We start from the raw sequence: 16,731 nt of genomic DNA on the forward strand, positions 1-16,731 counted from the left end.
TATTAAAATTCTTTTGCGTATTTATTATGTTGCGTAATGTTTTGTTGAATTAATTCCATACGATCTTTTCCGAATTGTTCGACTAGTGCATGTGCAAGTTCCCATGCTACAACAGATTCAGCTACTACACCTGCTGCTGGTACTGCACAGCTATCAGATCTTTCAATACTCGCTTGGAATGCTTCTTTCGTATCAATGTCAACGCTTGCTAACGGTTTGTATAATGTAGGTATTGGTTTCATTACACCTCTTACGACAATTGGCATTCCCGTTGTCATACCGCCTTCTAAACCGCCGGCATTATTCGTTTTTCTCGTGTATCCTTGTTCTTCATCCCATAAAATTTCATCATGCACTTTACTTCCTGGCTGTCTTGCCGCTTCAAAACCAACGCCAATTTCAGCACCTTTAAATGCATTAATACTCATAATCGCACCAGCAAGTTTTGCATCTAATTTACGATCGTAATGAACGTAACTACCGACGCCAATTGGCATACCTTCTGCAATAACTTCAACTATACCACCGATTGAATCTCCGCTACTTTTTGCGTTATCAATCGCATCCATCATCTCTTGTTCTACTGTTTTATCTAAACATCGAACTGGTGAATTTTCAGTAATTGTTTGAATTTCTTCAATTGACAAGTTTGAAATATGTTTTGCTTTTACTCCACCAATTTCAAGTACATGCCCTGCTATTTCTACGCCTAATTCTTTTAAAATTTGTTTCGCAACTGCACCAGCAGCTACACGAACTGTCGTTTCTCTTGCAGATGAGCGCTCTAGTACGTTTCTTATATCACGGTGACCGTATTTAATTGCCCCGTTTAAATCCGCATGTCCTGGACGTGGTTTCGTAATTGTACGTTTCATTTCTTTACTTTCTTTTTCCGAAATTGGCTCTGCACCCATTACTTTCGTCCAATGTTTGAAATCATCATTTTTTACGATTAACGTAATGGGTGAGCCAAGTGTCATCCCATGACGAACACCACTTACAATTTCAACTGTATCTGTTTCAATTTGCATACGTCTTCCGCGTCCGTGCCCTTTTTGTCTTCTTAATAATTCTTTATTAATATGTTCCGCCGCCAGCGTTAAACCTGCTGGTACACCTTCTAAAATAACTGTTAACTGCGGTCCATGTGATTCTCCAGCTGTAATGTATCTCATTTCTCTTGCCCCTTTACTATTTTTTTGTACAAAAAAGTCCCTACTGAGCGCTCAGTAGGGACGATGTTCATCGCGGTACCACCCTAGTTGTAGACTTCTTTCGTCTACCTCTCTTCTTCTTTAACGATCATTAGACCGTCTTTCCCATCAAAACTTGACGAAAAAGATGCTCCAAGGCTGTAATTCATGCTTACCTTTGTACTGATTCACACCAACCATCAGCTCTCTTTAACAGTGAGATAAGCACTACTGTTTCCTCTTCAGCGCATATATGATATGGAATTAAGATAATTTATTTTTGAATCCTTTTAACTCTTCCATGAATTTATGGAATTCTGGAATATCCATTTGTTGTGCAGAATCTGATAATGCAACTGCAGGGTCTGGATGTACTTCAGCCATTACTGCATCTGCGCCAATTGCAAGAGCCGCTTTCGCTGTTGGTAATAATAAATCTCTACGTCCAGTTGAATGCGTTACGTCAACAACAACTGGTAAATGTGTTTCTTTCTTTAAAATCGGTACTGCTGAAATGTCTAATGTGTTACGTGTTGCTCTTTCGTATGTGCGGATACCACGCTCACATAGAATAATTTGGTCGTTACCTTGTGCAATGATGTATTCTGCTGCATTAATGAACTCATCAATTGTTGCTGCTAATCCACGTTTTAATAATACTGGCTTGTTAACTTTACCTACAGCTCGTAGTAAATCGAAGTTTTGCATGTTACGTGCACCAACTTGAATTACATCAACGTAGTCTAATGCCATTTCAACATCATTTGGATTTAAAATTTCACTAATGATTGCTAAGTCGAATTCATCTGCTACTTGGCGTAAAATTTGTAATCCTTCTACTCCTAAACCTTGGAAATCGTATGGCGATGTTCTCGGTTTGAAAGCACCACCGCGCATTAATTTTAAGCCTTGGTCTTTCATCGCTTGCCCTACTTGGCGAACTTGTTCTAAGCTTTCTACCGCACAAGGTCCCATGATGAACGTTTGTGTGCCGTTACCAATCAATTCACCTTTTACATCAACGATTGTGTTTTCTTGTTTCTTTTTACGTGATACTAGTAATGCTTTACGGTTATCATCTTCTTGTAATTCTAAGCTAGCTTTGAAGATTGTTTTGAAAATATGTTGAACCGTTGACGTTTCGAATGGTCCTTCGTTATTCTCAGCGATCATATCAAGTACTTCACGCTCACGTACTGGATCAAAACGTTTCGTACCTTGTACTTGCTTTTGCTCCCCAATTTTTTGAACGATTTCACCACGTTTGTTTAAAAGGTGTAATAGTTGTAAGTTAATTTCATCTACCTGTTTACGTAATTGATCTAATTCATGATTTGCCATTTGGAAATCCTCCTCTAATGTTTTAAAAGTATAGTAAGAGAATGAAAAATTCTCTATTTTCTGAACTGGTCAATTATACAAATTTAAAGTGGAATCGATACCTCTTCTTATTTTAAACTAATCATTCGTACAAAGACACTCTCTACTAGTTAAAAACCCACTTTTTTTGTACAAAAAATCCCTACTGATGCAATCAGTAGGGACGATATTTATCGCGGTACCACCCTAGTTGTAGACTTCTTTCGTCTACCTCTCTTCATTGTTAACGATCATCTGACCGTCTTTCCCTTCATAAAGATATATACTATCTTTACTACGAAAAAGATGCTCTAGGACTGTAATTCGCTCTTGTTTTTGTACTGGTTCACACCGACCACCAGCTCTCTGTTACAGGGAAACAACAACTACTGCTTTTCCTTTCAACGCATACATATTTAATTTTCAAGTTGGGCCACTAAAATACAAAAAGTCCCTACTGAATAAATCAGTAGGGACGATATTTATCGCGGTACCACCCTAGTTGTAGACTAAATTTCTGTCTACCTCTCTTCACTGTTAACGATCAATTGACCGCTTTTTCTTCATAAAGACAATACTATCTTTACTACGAAAAAGATGCTCCAAGACTGTAATTCATGATTATCTCTGTACTGGTTCACACCAACCACCAGCTCTCTGTTACAGTAAGACTAACCACTACTGTGATCTCTTCATTGCACTTTGTTTATTCAAATGTTTTTTGAAATTGAATAAGTATGATTCGTATTATAGAACGCTTTTCAAAACACTGTCAACAACTTTTTATATATTTTTTTAAATTACATTTTTGCCCTACATTTCTTCTTGTAAATTCTCCAGAACAATTCCGATGCGAATTATCTCATTATCTATTGCATTTATTACACATTTTTCTACTCTATATCCAATTAATAATTCTTTTATTTGAATGATTTCCGTTTCAAGTAAATTAGCTTCCTGAAGCGTTTGCAGTAAAGTGAAAAATACGTTTGCATACAACTCTTTATACATTTTTATACTCTCTGTCTTCTCAAGTATTTCATGAAATAACTGTTTTAACTCCGTTTGATTCCCTTTTCCACCCACGTCCAAAAATGTTTTACAAATGATAGATAATCCTCTTTCTACTATTTCATCCATAAATAAAATAATACGTAAAAGCATTACATATTCTCTAGCTGTGATTCCCCCCATTTTCGGTCGCTCTCGCAAAAATATACTGAGCCAAGCTGCCCAAAATTTTTGTTGTTCTTTTGCACTTAACGTTTTGACATAATAGCATAAGAACTGCATAAATTTAATTTTATTTTCTTCATTTTCTCGTATAAGTAAAGGGTATAACCAGTCTGTTTTTTGTTCCCAATACAGTACACATTTAATAAATACAAAACTGAGCCATTTTAAGAAAGCTTCCCTCGTATGCGGATGTAATACTTTCAAATGTTCTACCGCATACTTAATAAATCGCTTCATTTCTGTAAATAAAGGTAAATTGATTTGTGTGTAACATAGGCCAGCCCATGCATATTTCGTAATCTCATTTTCCTTCTTTAACTCTAAGTACGGTAACAAATATTTTCGGCACCATTGCTTCTCAATATGATAAAGAAATGTAATATCTGCTACTAAACGAGCTATCATAAAATTTGTTCGTTCTGTACTAATTCTTACTTGTTCTTCAAACAAAAATAAATATTCATACACATTACGATCGTATAAATGATCATATGATAACAGTTTTAATAATACTGCTGTCATTTTCCCAACAGGATGCTGAATCGATTCATTGTAAAAATCTTGTTTTGCCAGCTTAAAATCCGTGTCACTTTTCATGACTTGAGGGAATACCGAAAAAGCAAACCGCTTTACATTGCGTATACTATTTTCCTCTAACTCTTCTAATCGATTACTAATTTCATATAGAAAGCTACTAATTAACCAATGAAAAGCTGTATTTCTAACGAATTTCTGTAATAGAGGAATAACTTTTTGTATTTGTTCATTTGTCAGTCCTCGGTTATTTCGCCACTCCCTAATACAAACAAACCATACTTCATTACTTATTTCGTGCATTCCAACTAATTGATATGCAAATGAAATACTCCATTCTGTATTCAATTTACATGCTTTCGATAACATCTCTAAAAAATGACGTTGTTCAAAAACACCATCTTGAGAAAATTGCTGAACTTGCTTCATAATTTCATCGTCTTTTAGTTGCAATAATCCATCAGCTGTCACATTACAAGTAATACTTTGTTCTGCCGCCTCTTTCTTTTGTACACTGTATCGCTCAGAATGAAAATGAGGATGTTTTTGCTTCATTAACTCGTAACCTTTTGCCGTAGATGGACTATTCGAATCACAAGTGAATAATAAATCCAACACGAAACAAACATCAAATGCTCTTTCCTCCGCAAGGTCCTTTAATACAATTTGAATGACTTCTTCCTTTGTTTTTTCTAAAGAGAGTGCGTAATGATTTTTTATAAGTTGAAAAACTTCGTGTTTATACGTGACGTCTAAAAGAATTCCTTCCTGTAACAACCATTTCATTTTCTCATCGGCGCTAACAAATACATTTTTATTCATCGCATCAATTGCAATTCGATTTTGAAGTACGCTGTTTGCTTCTATCATTTCTGTAATATAATAATTTGCTTTTTTCTCATCGTTTTCACATAGATAGGTTAAACATTCTTTTACAATTTGAATTAAAAACGCTAGATCATTTTGCTGAAACTCTTTTTCCACATTTTCCTTATCCCTTTTTTTCAGTGCCGCTTGCCTTAGTGATAACATCCGCATCTTCTCTATTCCCATCATCATAATTGGAACGGCATAATAGGAAATATGAGGTTTCATCTTTTTATTCCAAATTTGCTCCACAAAAGAAAATGTAGACACGGGTAAACGACTCGATTCCTCAAGTTCTATTGATTCCCCGGTATCATTTCCCCACTTTCTTTCACGCTTCAACTTAAGTTTGCCGTCCAAAATAAACGTTAGTAACAATAAAGCGATTTCTTTATGCTCAGGAAAATAACATTTTTGCAGTAAGTAAGAAATTGTTTCGATCGATTTACTATCTTTTTCAGCTGTTTCTAATAAAAGCAGTGTCCACCTTGCAAACAACAACGGGTCCATTTTCATTTTCGTTTCGTTTAAGTAGCTACAAATTGTTCTCCATAATAACGGAGATAGTTTAGAATGATTTTTAAAAATTAATTGAAATAATTCTTTTTGATGACTAAAAAGAAATTGTTCCACTAACCATTTTGCAAGTAATTCATCTACCTCATTATAGTTTGATGTAATTAAAAATAAATTTTGTAATTTCCCTTCCGCTTCAAGCCATTCCACCCATTCATAATCGTGAGCAAATTCAACGAAGTAGCGGACTGTTTCAATTTTTTTTATAGATTGTTTTATGTATGATAATTGTTCCTGCTCTACTGACGGCGGTACTGTTACTATGTCACGAATTCGCATTCGTTTTGTAATATAATTATCCCCCATTAACTCCGCCCATCGTTTTACTGCTTTAACGAGAGATTGATGATTATTACCTTTATTCGGATATACAATCGGCCGTATTCCTAAATGCTCCCAGTGGTACGTATTTTCCCCTTGTGCGACAAATGCATAACGTCTTGTACTTGGTGGTAAACCAGTTGCTAAATATTTCATTACTGGGTCATTATGGCTATATCCAACGAATAAAACGGTATAATTCGAGAATAAATCAACTAAAAACCTTCTTGCCCATCCTTCTGTCAAGTAAGCCCTTCCAAAATCACCATCTGTTAAAATTAACGCTTCTTTTTCTTGTTCTATATTGCCATGTATGTAAGCAAGTCCTTTAAACGCTCTACCTGTAGGTAACGCAGGTGCGTAATATACGTTTAATTCTCTATTCATTTCTTTTATCGCAGTTGTAAAATGTCGATCAAAATTTGTTGTTACAATGCGGACTTCTGTATCTAAAGGAAACAACCTCGGAATCGCATAATGAAGCGGATTCGGCTTTGACTTTTCAATATGAACTAAATCTCTTGCAACTTGGTGTACATCTTTTGTTTTCGCAATTTTACCAAGATAATAATCATGCGGTTCTGTAATTTCACGTTTTTCGACATATAACGTTTTTGCAATTTCATCAACTAAATCATCAAAATTCGGTAAGTTTGATTTCCCTTTCATAGAAACTCCCGCTCCAACAAATAGCACTAACTTTCCTTTTTCAAGATGATCAATTAACTCGTCTGGAATTTCTACTTCTGAAGTAATCCACACCGAGGATTCCCCCTTACCTAAAAATGTCATATACTCTCATTTTACTATAACATTTTCCCTTTGTTTTTTTAATATTTGGACAAATAATTGACATGAAAAAGTTTTATGTAAATATATCCGTTACAATGTATGAACTCCTATATTTATTGCAAAACTATGGATAAAACGGAGGTGTAAATTTTGAATGATTTCACAGTAGTGCTTATCAAGTTTATATCGTGCATTATCGCATTTAGTATCGGACTCGCTTTATTTTTCCCAGCAACGTTCGTCCAAATTATTTCGTTCAGTCTCTTTGTTACAATCGTATCTTATATGTTCGTTGATAAAATCATATTAAATCGAATCGGTAATACCGGTGCTATTATGTCGGATTTCTTACTAACGTATTTAAGCGTATGGATTTTCGGTAATATTTTATTAGACAACTACATGCAAATTGCATGGGGAAGCATCCTTTCCGCAATTGTCTTCACATTATCAGAAGTAATCGTTCATCGCTTCTCTAACTCTCATACAAAGCACCACAACGATAATATTCGTATTAATCGTCGCTTCGCATATGGTACGGAGTTTGCGGAAGAACAGAATATATTGGATAAAGATAAGAAGAAGTAATATTTTGATACAGGAGCGCCTTTTTTAATTTTGTGGTGCTCCTTTTTTAAGTTTTCATTTTGGTACATGAAATTATACGAACGATATTTCAAACATATTTATCGTATCTCGAAAAATATACTTGATTATTTCAAGATATCGCCTTAACAATACTATTTAACACTACTTCATAAAAAAAACCGCCTCTTATTTAGAGGCAGTCACTTTCAAATCTTTTAACGGAATAACATCAGCAAACGCTCCAAACACTACGTTATGATGCTTCACAATATCTTCCGCATGCAACACTTCTGTATTAAACGTACTATGTGCATCACTCACTAACGTTACTTTATACCCTTCACTACACGCTCTGCGCGTTGTCGTATCCACACAGTACTCTGTTTGCATTCCTGAAATGATAACATGATCGATTCCCTTGTCTTGCAATAATTCTTTTAGATTCGTCTTGTGGAATGAATCTGGGGTCGTTTTTTCAACCACACAATCCCCTTCTAGTGGAGCGATTGCCGCATGGATCTTCCAACCATCTGTACCCTTTTCTAACGGATGGTCTTTCGGTCCGTTATGTTGCACATAGATTACCGGAATATCATTTGAACGGCATTCTCCAATAAGCTCTTGCAATATTTCTAAAAACTTTTCCCCATTATGTACTGTCATTCCTGCTGTATACATACCTGCTTGCACATCAATTACTAATAATGCTTTTTTCATATCGCGCAGCTCCCTTGGTTTATATTCCATCATCCAACAATCTTCTAATACCCCTTCATGCAGTTCATGTTCTTTTAAAATCTTTACCTTATTAAATCCACATTTTTCATAACACTTTATTGCACGTTCATTATTTACTTTCGGGTCCATTGCAATGGCTTCTGCTCCCGTGTTCTCCATAATATATGTAATTGCTGACTGAACAAGTTTAGTTCCAATTCCCTTTTCCCAATAGGCGGGTTCTCCGATAAATTGATCCATTCCCCATACATTTTGTGATGCTTCATAGCCATATAAAGTTTTCCACTCCGAATCAACTGGATACATTTGAATATAACCGATCGGCACACCGTCAAACTCTATTAAGCATCTTTTTTCATGACTATTTGGATTATGTATAAAATGATCCAGTACCATTTCTACTGATTGCGGGTTATCTCGTCCTTCGTAATACTGAAGTACTTCTTGGTCTGTTAACCATTTTGAAATGATTCGTGCATCCTCTTCTATTACGTACCTAACCGATACATTATCTTTTTGAAATAGCATATAGTACCTCTTTTTAATTCTTTATATTTTTCTTGTAGTGAAATCTTTCATTGCCCCTATTAGTGCGTATGGTAACAATGTAATCGCAAAAAAAGCTGTAAACACATTAAAATGAGGAATTTCATATGGAGTGAACCATTCTGTGAAAAATTGAGAATTTAATACTCTATTAAAAAATTCTCCGCCAGGTCTAAAGTTTGGTGCCCATGCAGTTACTTCACAAATAATAAACAACAATTGTACAATTATAAATGCCCCAAGATAGCGAAACCATGTTCGTTTCCAAATTGGCTGCGCCTTATTTAATTTCGCTTCCATTTCGCCCCCACCTTTTTTATTTACATCATATTAATTATACACTTTCTACGTTTAATTTGTTAAAATTTTCTATATAATCATTCACGTTGGGGGAATACATTATGTCTAATCCTATACTTAAATCAACATTAATCATCCTTAGAGGAAACTCAGCAAGTGGTAAAACAACAATCGCAAAGCAACTACAAGAATATTTCGAAAAAAAATAAAAGCCAGCCTCAATAAAGAGAACTGACTTCTATCTAGAAAACTATATAAATTATAAAATTTTCACTTTAACAGTTTGTCTTCCCCAATTCATCGCTTTACTTTTTGAACCCATTAATACATCAATGCGATTACCTTTAATTGCACTTCCGGTATCTCCAGCGATTGCTTCTCCATAACCTTCTACCCATACTTTAGATCCTAATGGGATTACTTTCGGATCTACTGCTATAATTCTCATATTCGGATTAGCCGTTAAATCATGCCCCATCGCAGTTAAAACGCGTCCACCATATGTACCATTCTCACTCGGATCAGCAGTATATGCTGTCGCTACGACCGTTAATTCACGTTTAGCAGACTGCGCGTTATTTTTAGACTCTTCTTTTACTTTTAGTTCTTCTCTTGCTTTCGCTTCTTCCTTAGCTTTGGCTATTTCTCTTGCTTTTGCTTCTTCTTTCGCTTTCGCTATTTCTTGTGCTTTTGCTTCTTCTTTCGCTTTCGCTATTTCTTGTGCTTTTGCTTCTTCCTTAGCTTTTGCTATCTCTTGCGCTTTTGCTTCTTCCTTAGCTTTCGCTATCTCTTGCGCTTTTGCTTCTTCCTTAGCTTTCGCTATCTCTTGCACTTTCGCTTCTTCCTTAGCTTTCGCTATTTCTTGTGCTTTCGCTTCTTCTTTCGCTTTCGCTATTTCTTGTGCTTTCGCTTCTTCTTTAGCCTTTGCTTCTTCTTGGACTTCTGCTTCTTCCTTAGCTTTGGCTACTTCTTGGACTTTCACTTCTTCCTTAGGCTTTGCTTCTTCTTGGACTTTCACTTCTTCCTTAGGCTTTGCTACTTCTTGGATTTTCACTTCTTCCTTAGGCTTTACTACTTCTTGGACTTTTACTTCTTCCTTAGGCTTTACTACTTCTTGGACTTTTACTTCTTCCTTAGGCTTTACTACTTCTTGGACTTTTACTTCTTCCTTAGGTTTTACTACTTCTTGGACTTTTACTTCTTCCTTAGGTTTTACTACTTCTTGGACTTTTACTTCTTCCTTAGGTTTTACTACTTCTTGGACTTTTACTTCTTCCTTAGGCTTTACTACTTCTTGGACTTTTGCTTCTTCCTTAGCTTTAACCGTTTTTTGTACTTTCGCTACTTGCTTCGTTTTCTCGTCAGCCTTTTTTTCAATTGGTGCTTTACTTGATAAGAAAGAAACATTTACATAAGCTGTTTTTCCCTTATACTCAAATTGCAGCCATCCATCTTTTACTTGGTTCGTTGACTCAATTACATCATCTTTTTTCAGTCTGCCAAGAATTTCTGATTCCGTGTTTGATTCAGAACGTACATTTAATAAATCTGCTGTTACATGGTAAATATCTTTAGTAAACTCCGAGCTTACAAATACTTCTTTACCATTCAACTCAATTTTTGACCAGCCATCTTCAGTATTTATGACTTTTAGTTCTTCCCCGTTTTTTACTTTTTCGACAACTTTTGATTCCGTAGTCGGTTTTTCACGTACGTTGAGTACATCTGCTGTTACGATTGTTTCTGCGGTAGCAGTTGTAGTAAATGCTCCCAATCCAAAAACTGTTGCTGTTGCTGCGCCAATTACTTTTTTCATATTAACCTCCATTATATTTTTTGAATTCTATCAAATACTCCCATTAAAATAAGAGATTTAATGAAAGCATTCGCAACAGATATATTAATACGACTTAATATACTGTTATTAAAACTCCTTACTCCAATACTATCAAATTCTCATTTCTAATTCTATATATTATAACTTCCTATATCCCCTATAAACGTTTTATCCCCTTCTTCATACTTAATAGTTTTCTTTCAATTACTAAAACATATATAAAACCAACCTATCCTCAATATAGCCAAAAATACATATATGACATGTTACGACTTAGTAATGAGCGTACCAATGAACCTTTAATACATTACAACATTCAGGGAATCTTACATTAGATGGAGCGTGTTTTACTGAAAACAACGGTTATGGTAGTATAAGTAATAGTGTTAAAGACAATCTTTTCTGACGAACAAAAAAATTTTTAGTTTGGAGGAATACTATACCAAAACTATATTGTAATTAATGATCCGAACAACATCCCCTCGCGCAAAATTTTACTAAATATCAGTTTTACATCCAAGAAAGTTTGTGAGATTGATGGATTACCTGGGTTTTGATTAAATACATATCACTATAAAAAGGCTGTGCTCTATATGACGCACAGCCTTTTTCTTTATTCAAACGATCCTCTTCTTTTCTTCTCTAATAAGACTCTTCCTATATTAAAAATAAATGCGATAAAAAATATAGTTGCGCCCATTAAAAATGCTAAATTATAACTACGAATTATTCCTTGCTGATATTCCTCCTTTACTTGTTTGTAAATTTTTCGCTCTCCATCAGATTTTAAGATGATTTGCTGTTTTTTATTTATCGCTTGCAATACTTCTCCACTTTCTAAATTTGACAAATCACTTTTTTTAATCACAGTTACTACTTCCCTATTTACCTTCTCTTTTTCAACTAACAATTGATGATTCAGAAACATCACAAGTATCGCAACCCCAACAATACTTCCAACTGTTCTTGAAATATTACAAATACTTGCAGCAACACCTGAGTTTTCAATAGGCACACTTAAAACTGCCGTTGTTGTATATGGTGCTAATGTGCACCCAGTTCCAATTCCAACGATTATTAGCCTCCAAATATAATCCCATGTAGTAAAGTTTGAATCTATTTGACTAAATAAATATGACGCTACGATAAATGTTAATAGCCCTATACTACCTATTAATGAACTTCCCCGCTTTGCTGCAAGTGGTGTTACTATTGCTGTAACAAGCATCGAAACAATCGCTAGCGTGCTAATTATTAAACCTGACTGTAATTCAGACATACCTTCTACTTGAACAAAATAAAAAGCAAGTATAAATAAAAAATTCATTAGTCCCATTCCAACAAAGAATAAAGAAAAATTCGAGATTGAGAACTCTTTATTTGTGAATATTCTTAATGGCAACATTGGATTTTCACTTTTCTTTTCAATGATAAAAAATAATATAAAACCTATGAATGAGAGCATAAAAAGAAGTATTAAGCTTATCGTGCTTAAATGATTTGTATTTACTTGTATGAGTGCATATACGAGTAAGCATAGTGCAGATGCAGAAGTAATCATACCTGCCCAATCTATTTTAGAACTTGCAGCATGATCATACGATTCCTTAATACAAAGAATCACGAAGATGAAAGATAAAATACCAACTGGTATATTAATAAAAAACACCCAACTCCAATTTAATTTGTCAGTTAAAACGCCCCCAAGTGAAGGGCCAATTGCCGCTGCTAATCCCCCAAAAGCTCCCATGATTCCTCCTATCATACCTTGTTTCTCTCTCGGTACTAAATTAAGGCCTAATGGCATAGCAACTGGTACGATAACTGCGGCGGAAATTCCTTGTATTATCCTAAAAGCTACTAATATATGAAAAGAAGTGGCTATACCACACATAAATGAACTAACAGAAAACCCCAATAAACCAATAATATATAGCTTCTTGCGACCAAACTGATCCGCCAGACGTGATGCCATTAATAAGCACGATACAAAGGCAACATTATAACTATTAGCTACCCAAGAAATTGTATCAATTGAAGTATGAAATGTCTTTGTTATTTCTGGTAATGCGATATTCACTATATTCGAATCTAAAATTGCCATAAAAAAACCTGCAATTAAAGCTATTAATGCAAATATATTTCTCATTTCTGCCACCTTATTCGGTTTATTTATTTAATATCCCATTCATAAATAAATTTACACATGTCTCTATATACTCTTCTAACTGAATTTCTTCTTCCGATATACTTACATTCATAATGTATAAAAACAGTTGTCCATAAAACATGTTCGCTATCAAACGGTAATTACAAGGAGAAATGTGTCCCGTTTCCCCAAGTTGCTTTAAATATCTTTCTAAGTGATTCACTAAATGTGAATTCAACTCGTGTAGTAAAGCTTTCATTTCACTATTTTGTCTTGACTCTATTAATGCAGCCCAAATGTAATTTAGCTTTGGCAAATTGGTTTGAATATATATTTCTGCCACTTTCGTAAGATCCTTATGTAAATCACCAGTAAATTGCTTTTCTATTTCCTGTAACAAAGCTACTGGTGTCGTCCGTAAAATAATACTCTCTCTAAAAAGATTTTCCTTATTTTTAAAATTACGAAATATCGTTAACTCGCTTACTCCCGCTTTTTCTGCCACTTCACGAATGGTTGTCGCTGTATACCCCTTTTCCCCGAATAATAAAGTAGCAGCTTCCATAACTTTTTCTCTTGCTGTTAATTTCCCCATCTTTATTCCTCCATCCAACATGTAAGTAAGTAGTTACTAACATATTATCACAAAAGAAAAATGAAAGTAACTAGTTACTTTCATTTTCTGGAATTTCATTATCTAATTTCTTGAAAATAAAAATCCCTCAAATATTAACAAAGCGTCTCATTCCCAAGCTTCCAGCTAAACCATCTCCCATGCCCTTCCGTTTCTCCAACCGTTTCACGATATTCGTTTCCGTTAATATAATAATCAATATGAAGGTCCCGGTCCCACATGTTGTTATACAGGTGGAATACATCACGTTTTGCACCGATTTCTTGGATTTGTTTTTCTAACTTACGTTTTACTTGTTCAGGTATTTGATTTGCGACGTGTGTATGAAAAATGCAGATAACCGCATCTTCACTTATTCGTTCAATAATAGATGGTAATAACGCCACGCCGTCTCCTTCTATTAATTGAACAGATTTATTTTTTACTAAAGATGCAGCTTGGTCAAACAGTTCAAGCCTTTCTTTATGTTCTGGCCAAATGAGTGCACGTAGCCATAAATAATCTTCATCACTATGTAAATCATTTACATGTAAATCTAATCCGATTCTTTCTACGACAGGTGGACTTTCTTTTAATAAATGAGGCACATTCTCCCCTCTTATTTCAGAAGTTACATGTACATTCGAGTTTATATTTCCGTATGTTTCATCTGTACCGTACGAATAGCTATATTGGTCCCAAAATAATTGTAATCCAGAACTTGTCCCAATTTCTATTAACGCTAACGGTTTATTCACTTTGTTAAATATGTAACTGAAACTTGGATATAAGTACGCACATCGTCTTACTTCATTCGTTTGAACGAGTTTCGTTTGTAATAAATTAATCATTTCTTCTCTGTACATTTTACAGAAATCTTTAAAATGATCAAAAGCTTGATCTAAATCCGTATTAGCATGTTCAACTAAGCTACTATAATACGTTTTTACATGATGTTCTTTCCCTGCTAACAATAAATAATGTACTGCACCTAATAATAAGTTTGGGACTGGTTGACCTACCTGAGCATAGGACGATAGTGTAAGTACTTCCTCATCTTCAGCAATTTTCATTGATAAATATTCATATAAGTCACTTGACCCTTTACATTCCTTTATTGAAAAATTTCGAAATAAGTTTGCGATTTGTTCTTGTGTACGCATGTGTATCCCCCTTTTTAATATTCAGAATAATCATACAATAGATTTTTAAAAAATTCCCATAAAAAAGTATCCTTTCTACCCACTTTTGGATACGTAAGCTTTTTCGAGATAATTTCAAACTGTAATTTTTTTCTATTCATTAACTGAAAAGTGCTTGTTAAATAAGAATTTTGGCAAATAAAGCGTTAAATATTTTAAAATTATCAGATAACACTAGATATTTTAGTCTATTAATTATTATAATAGAGTATGAGATGGTTATACAATTGAGACAAAAAAGGTAAATACCTAGGTGGGGCCTAGGCGGTGTTTTCTTTTTACGGCTTAGACACAGTAAACACCTACTCTTTTTTGCCAATATAGGGGATGGAGAGATTATCATGAGCAACATGCAGCAAAAAACAGACGTTATCTTAATTGGTGCAGGAATTATGAGTGCAACGTTAGGCTCATTGCTAAAAGAATTAGCACCAGAATGGGAAATTAAAGTTTTTGAAAAACTCGCAAGTGCCGGGGAAGAAAGCTCTAATGAATGGAATAATGCAGGTACAGGGCATTCTGCGCTATGCGAACTGAACTATACTTCCGAAAAATCTGACGGATCTATAGATATTAGTAAGGCTGTAAAAGTGAATGAGCAATTCCAGCTTTCAAGACAATTTTGGGCATATCTTGTAAAAAGCAAATTAATTCGTAATCCACAAGATTTTATTATGCCTCTACCTCATATGAGTTTAGTACAAGGTGAAAAAAATGTGCAGTTTCTAAAAAACCGTTTTGAAGCGCTTTCAAAAAATCCGCTGTTTCAAGGAATGGAGTTTTCCGATTCTCCTGAAACATTAAAAAAATGGCTTCCACTCATTATGGAAGGTCGTACATCTAATGAGCCTATGGCGGCAACGAAAATTGACTCTGGAACAGATGTTAATTTTGGTGCATTAACACGAATGTTGTTTGATTACTTAAAAACGAAAAATGTCGAGCTAAACTACAAACATAGTGTCGAAAACATTAAACGCACGAAAAATGGTTTGTGGGAAGTGAAAGTACACGATATGAATAGTGGTAAAATTGAGCATCACACTGCTAAATTCGTCTTTATCGGCGGCGGTGGCGGTAGCCTACCCCTACTTCAAAAGACTGGTATCCCTGAATCAAAACATATTGGTGGATTCCCGGTAAGTGGACTATTTATGGTATGTAAAAACCAAAAAGTTGTAGAGCAACATCATGCGAAAGTATACGGTAAAGCTAAAGTTGGCGCTCCGCCAATGTCTGTACCTCATCTAGATACGAGATATATAGACAACAAAAAAGCTTTACTGTTCGGACCATTCGCAGGGTTTTCTCCTAAGTTCTTAAAAACTGGTTCAAACCTTGACTTAATTGGTTCTGTAAAACCAAATAACGTCTTAACGATGTTAGCTGCTGGTGTAAAAGAAATGGGACTAACAAAATACTTAATTCAGCAAGTTATGTTATCACACGAAAAACGTATGGAAGAATTACGCGAATTCATTCCGAACGCAAAAAGTGAAGATTGGGATATTGTAGTTGCTGGTCAGCGTGTACAAGTAATTAAAGATACTGATGCTGGCGGTAAAGGAACACTTCAATTCGGTACAGAAGTTGTTAGTGCGGCTGATGGATCCATCGCAGCATTACTAGGTGCTTCACCGGGTGCTTCTACTGCCGTTCATGTTATGCTTGAAGTATTAGAAAAATGTTTCCCAAGTCGAATGGTAGAATGGGAAGGAAAAATAAAAGAAATGATTCCTTCTTACGGCATTTCATTAACAGAAAATCCAAGATTATTCCAAGACCTTCACACTTCTACAGGTCGTACCCTTGGATTAAATGAAAAAGAAACAGTTCATAATTAATGAAGAAATAAAAACGTCCGATACATTCGGACGTTT

11 protein-coding genes, 3 pseudogenes and 3 other annotated features are annotated in these 16,731 nt (G+C 34.9%); of the genes and pseudogenes, 4 read left to right on the plus strand and 10 right to left on the minus strand.

Annotation, left to right across the window (positions count from 1 at the left end):
* Positions 1–2: 2 nt before the first annotated feature.
* The 3 genes from aroC to PDQ40_RS07225 form a co-directional block, all read right to left on the minus strand.
* Entirely contained in the window at positions 3–1,175 is a 1,173-nt protein-coding gene (gene aroC, locus PDQ40_RS07215) for a chorismate synthase (RefSeq protein ID WP_001269408.1), read from the minus strand.
* 53 nt (positions 1,176–1,228) lie between these two features.
* Positions 1,229–1,448 (minus strand) — a binding site (T-box leader).
* Positions 1,449–1,457: 9 nt separating this feature from the next.
* A complete protein-coding gene (locus PDQ40_RS07220) occupies positions 1,458–2,534 on the minus strand; it encodes a bifunctional 3-deoxy-7-phosphoheptulonate synthase/chorismate mutase (protein ID WP_001273581.1) in 1,077 nt (358 codons plus the stop codon).
* Between the two features lie 195 nt (positions 2,535–2,729).
* Positions 2,730–2,966, minus strand: a binding site (T-box leader).
* A 54-nt stretch (positions 2,967–3,020) separates the two neighbouring features.
* Positions 3,021–3,257, minus strand: a binding site (T-box leader).
* A gap of 108 nt (positions 3,258–3,365) precedes the next feature.
* Positions 3,366–6,878, minus strand: coding sequence for a DUF4020 domain-containing protein (locus PDQ40_RS07225; RefSeq protein WP_001997690.1), 3,513 nt, complete (start codon positions 6,876–6,878; stop codon positions 3,366–3,368).
* Positions 6,879–7,028: 150 nt separating this feature from the next.
* Between PDQ40_RS07225 and PDQ40_RS07230 the strand changes: the two genes are divergently transcribed.
* Positions 7,029–7,466 carry a YndM family protein gene (locus tag PDQ40_RS07230; protein WP_000997701.1) on the plus strand — a complete coding sequence of 146 codons (438 nt, stop codon included), beginning with the start codon at positions 7,029–7,031 and terminating at the stop codon, positions 7,464–7,466.
* Positions 7,467–7,652: 186 nt separating this feature from the next.
* Here the strand turns inward: PDQ40_RS07230 and PDQ40_RS07235 are convergent, their stop codons facing one another.
* The 3 genes and pseudogenes from PDQ40_RS07235 to PDQ40_RS07245 all read right to left on the minus strand — a co-directional run bounded on the left by PDQ40_RS07235 (position 7,653) and on the right by PDQ40_RS07245 (position 9,050).
* Entirely contained in the window at positions 7,653–8,183 is a 531-nt protein-coding gene (locus tag PDQ40_RS07235; protein WP_033674189.1) for a cysteine hydrolase family protein, read from the minus strand.
* Positions 8,184–8,198: 15 nt separating this feature from the next.
* A pseudogene (locus tag PDQ40_RS07240) lies at positions 8,199–8,732 on the minus strand (GNAT family N-acetyltransferase); the annotation flags it as partial.
* Between the two features lie 21 nt (positions 8,733–8,753).
* On the minus strand, positions 8,754–9,050 hold the full coding sequence (locus PDQ40_RS07245; RefSeq protein ID WP_098947311.1) for a YfzA family protein: 297 nt from the start codon (positions 9,048–9,050) through the stop codon (positions 8,754–8,756).
* A 101-nt stretch (positions 9,051–9,151) separates the two neighbouring features.
* Between PDQ40_RS07245 and PDQ40_RS07250 the strand changes: the two are divergent.
* Positions 9,152–9,247: pseudogene (locus PDQ40_RS07250) on the plus strand (hypothetical protein); the annotation flags it as partial.
* A 62-nt stretch (positions 9,248–9,309) separates the two neighbouring features.
* On the opposite strand, the gene entB reads toward PDQ40_RS07250, so the two are convergent.
* On the minus strand, positions 9,310–10,866 hold the full coding sequence (gene entB, locus PDQ40_RS07255) for a cell wall-binding protein EntB (RefSeq protein ID WP_270691300.1): 1,557 nt from the start codon (positions 10,864–10,866) through the stop codon (positions 9,310–9,312).
* Between the two features lie 479 nt (positions 10,867–11,345).
* Between entB and PDQ40_RS07260 the strand changes: the two are divergent.
* Positions 11,346–11,444 (plus strand): annotated as a pseudogene (locus tag PDQ40_RS07260) (GNAT family N-acetyltransferase); the annotation flags it as partial.
* A gap of 56 nt (positions 11,445–11,500) precedes the next feature.
* Here PDQ40_RS07260 and PDQ40_RS07265 read toward each other — a convergent pair.
* The 3 genes from PDQ40_RS07265 to PDQ40_RS07275 form a co-directional block, all read right to left on the minus strand.
* The gene (locus tag PDQ40_RS07265) at positions 11,501–13,036 is read right to left on the minus strand and encodes an MFS transporter (protein WP_001244246.1); all 1,536 of its coding nucleotides are present in this window, start codon (positions 13,034–13,036) and stop codon (positions 11,501–11,503) included.
* A 19-nt stretch (positions 13,037–13,055) separates the two neighbouring features.
* On the minus strand, positions 13,056–13,631 hold the full coding sequence (locus PDQ40_RS07270) for a TetR/AcrR family transcriptional regulator (protein WP_098947040.1): 576 nt from the start codon (positions 13,629–13,631) through the stop codon (positions 13,056–13,058).
* Between the two features lie 134 nt (positions 13,632–13,765).
* On the minus strand, positions 13,766–14,812 hold the full coding sequence (locus PDQ40_RS07275; protein ID WP_048557975.1) for a DUF2332 domain-containing protein: 1,047 nt from the start codon (positions 14,810–14,812) through the stop codon (positions 13,766–13,768).
* 380 nt (positions 14,813–15,192) lie between these two features.
* On the opposite strand from PDQ40_RS07275, the gene PDQ40_RS07280 reads away from it, so the two are divergent.
* On the plus strand, positions 15,193–16,695 hold the full coding sequence (locus PDQ40_RS07280) for a malate:quinone oxidoreductase (RefSeq protein WP_000069168.1): 1,503 nt from the start codon (positions 15,193–15,195) through the stop codon (positions 16,693–16,695).
* The last annotated feature ends 36 nt before the right edge of the window (positions 16,696–16,731 follow it).

Origin of the sequence: Bacillus cereus group sp. Bc061, assembly GCF_027715825.1 — a bacterium.
Classification (GTDB): domain Bacteria; phylum Bacillota; class Bacilli; order Bacillales; family Bacillaceae_G; genus Bacillus_A; species Bacillus_A paranthracis.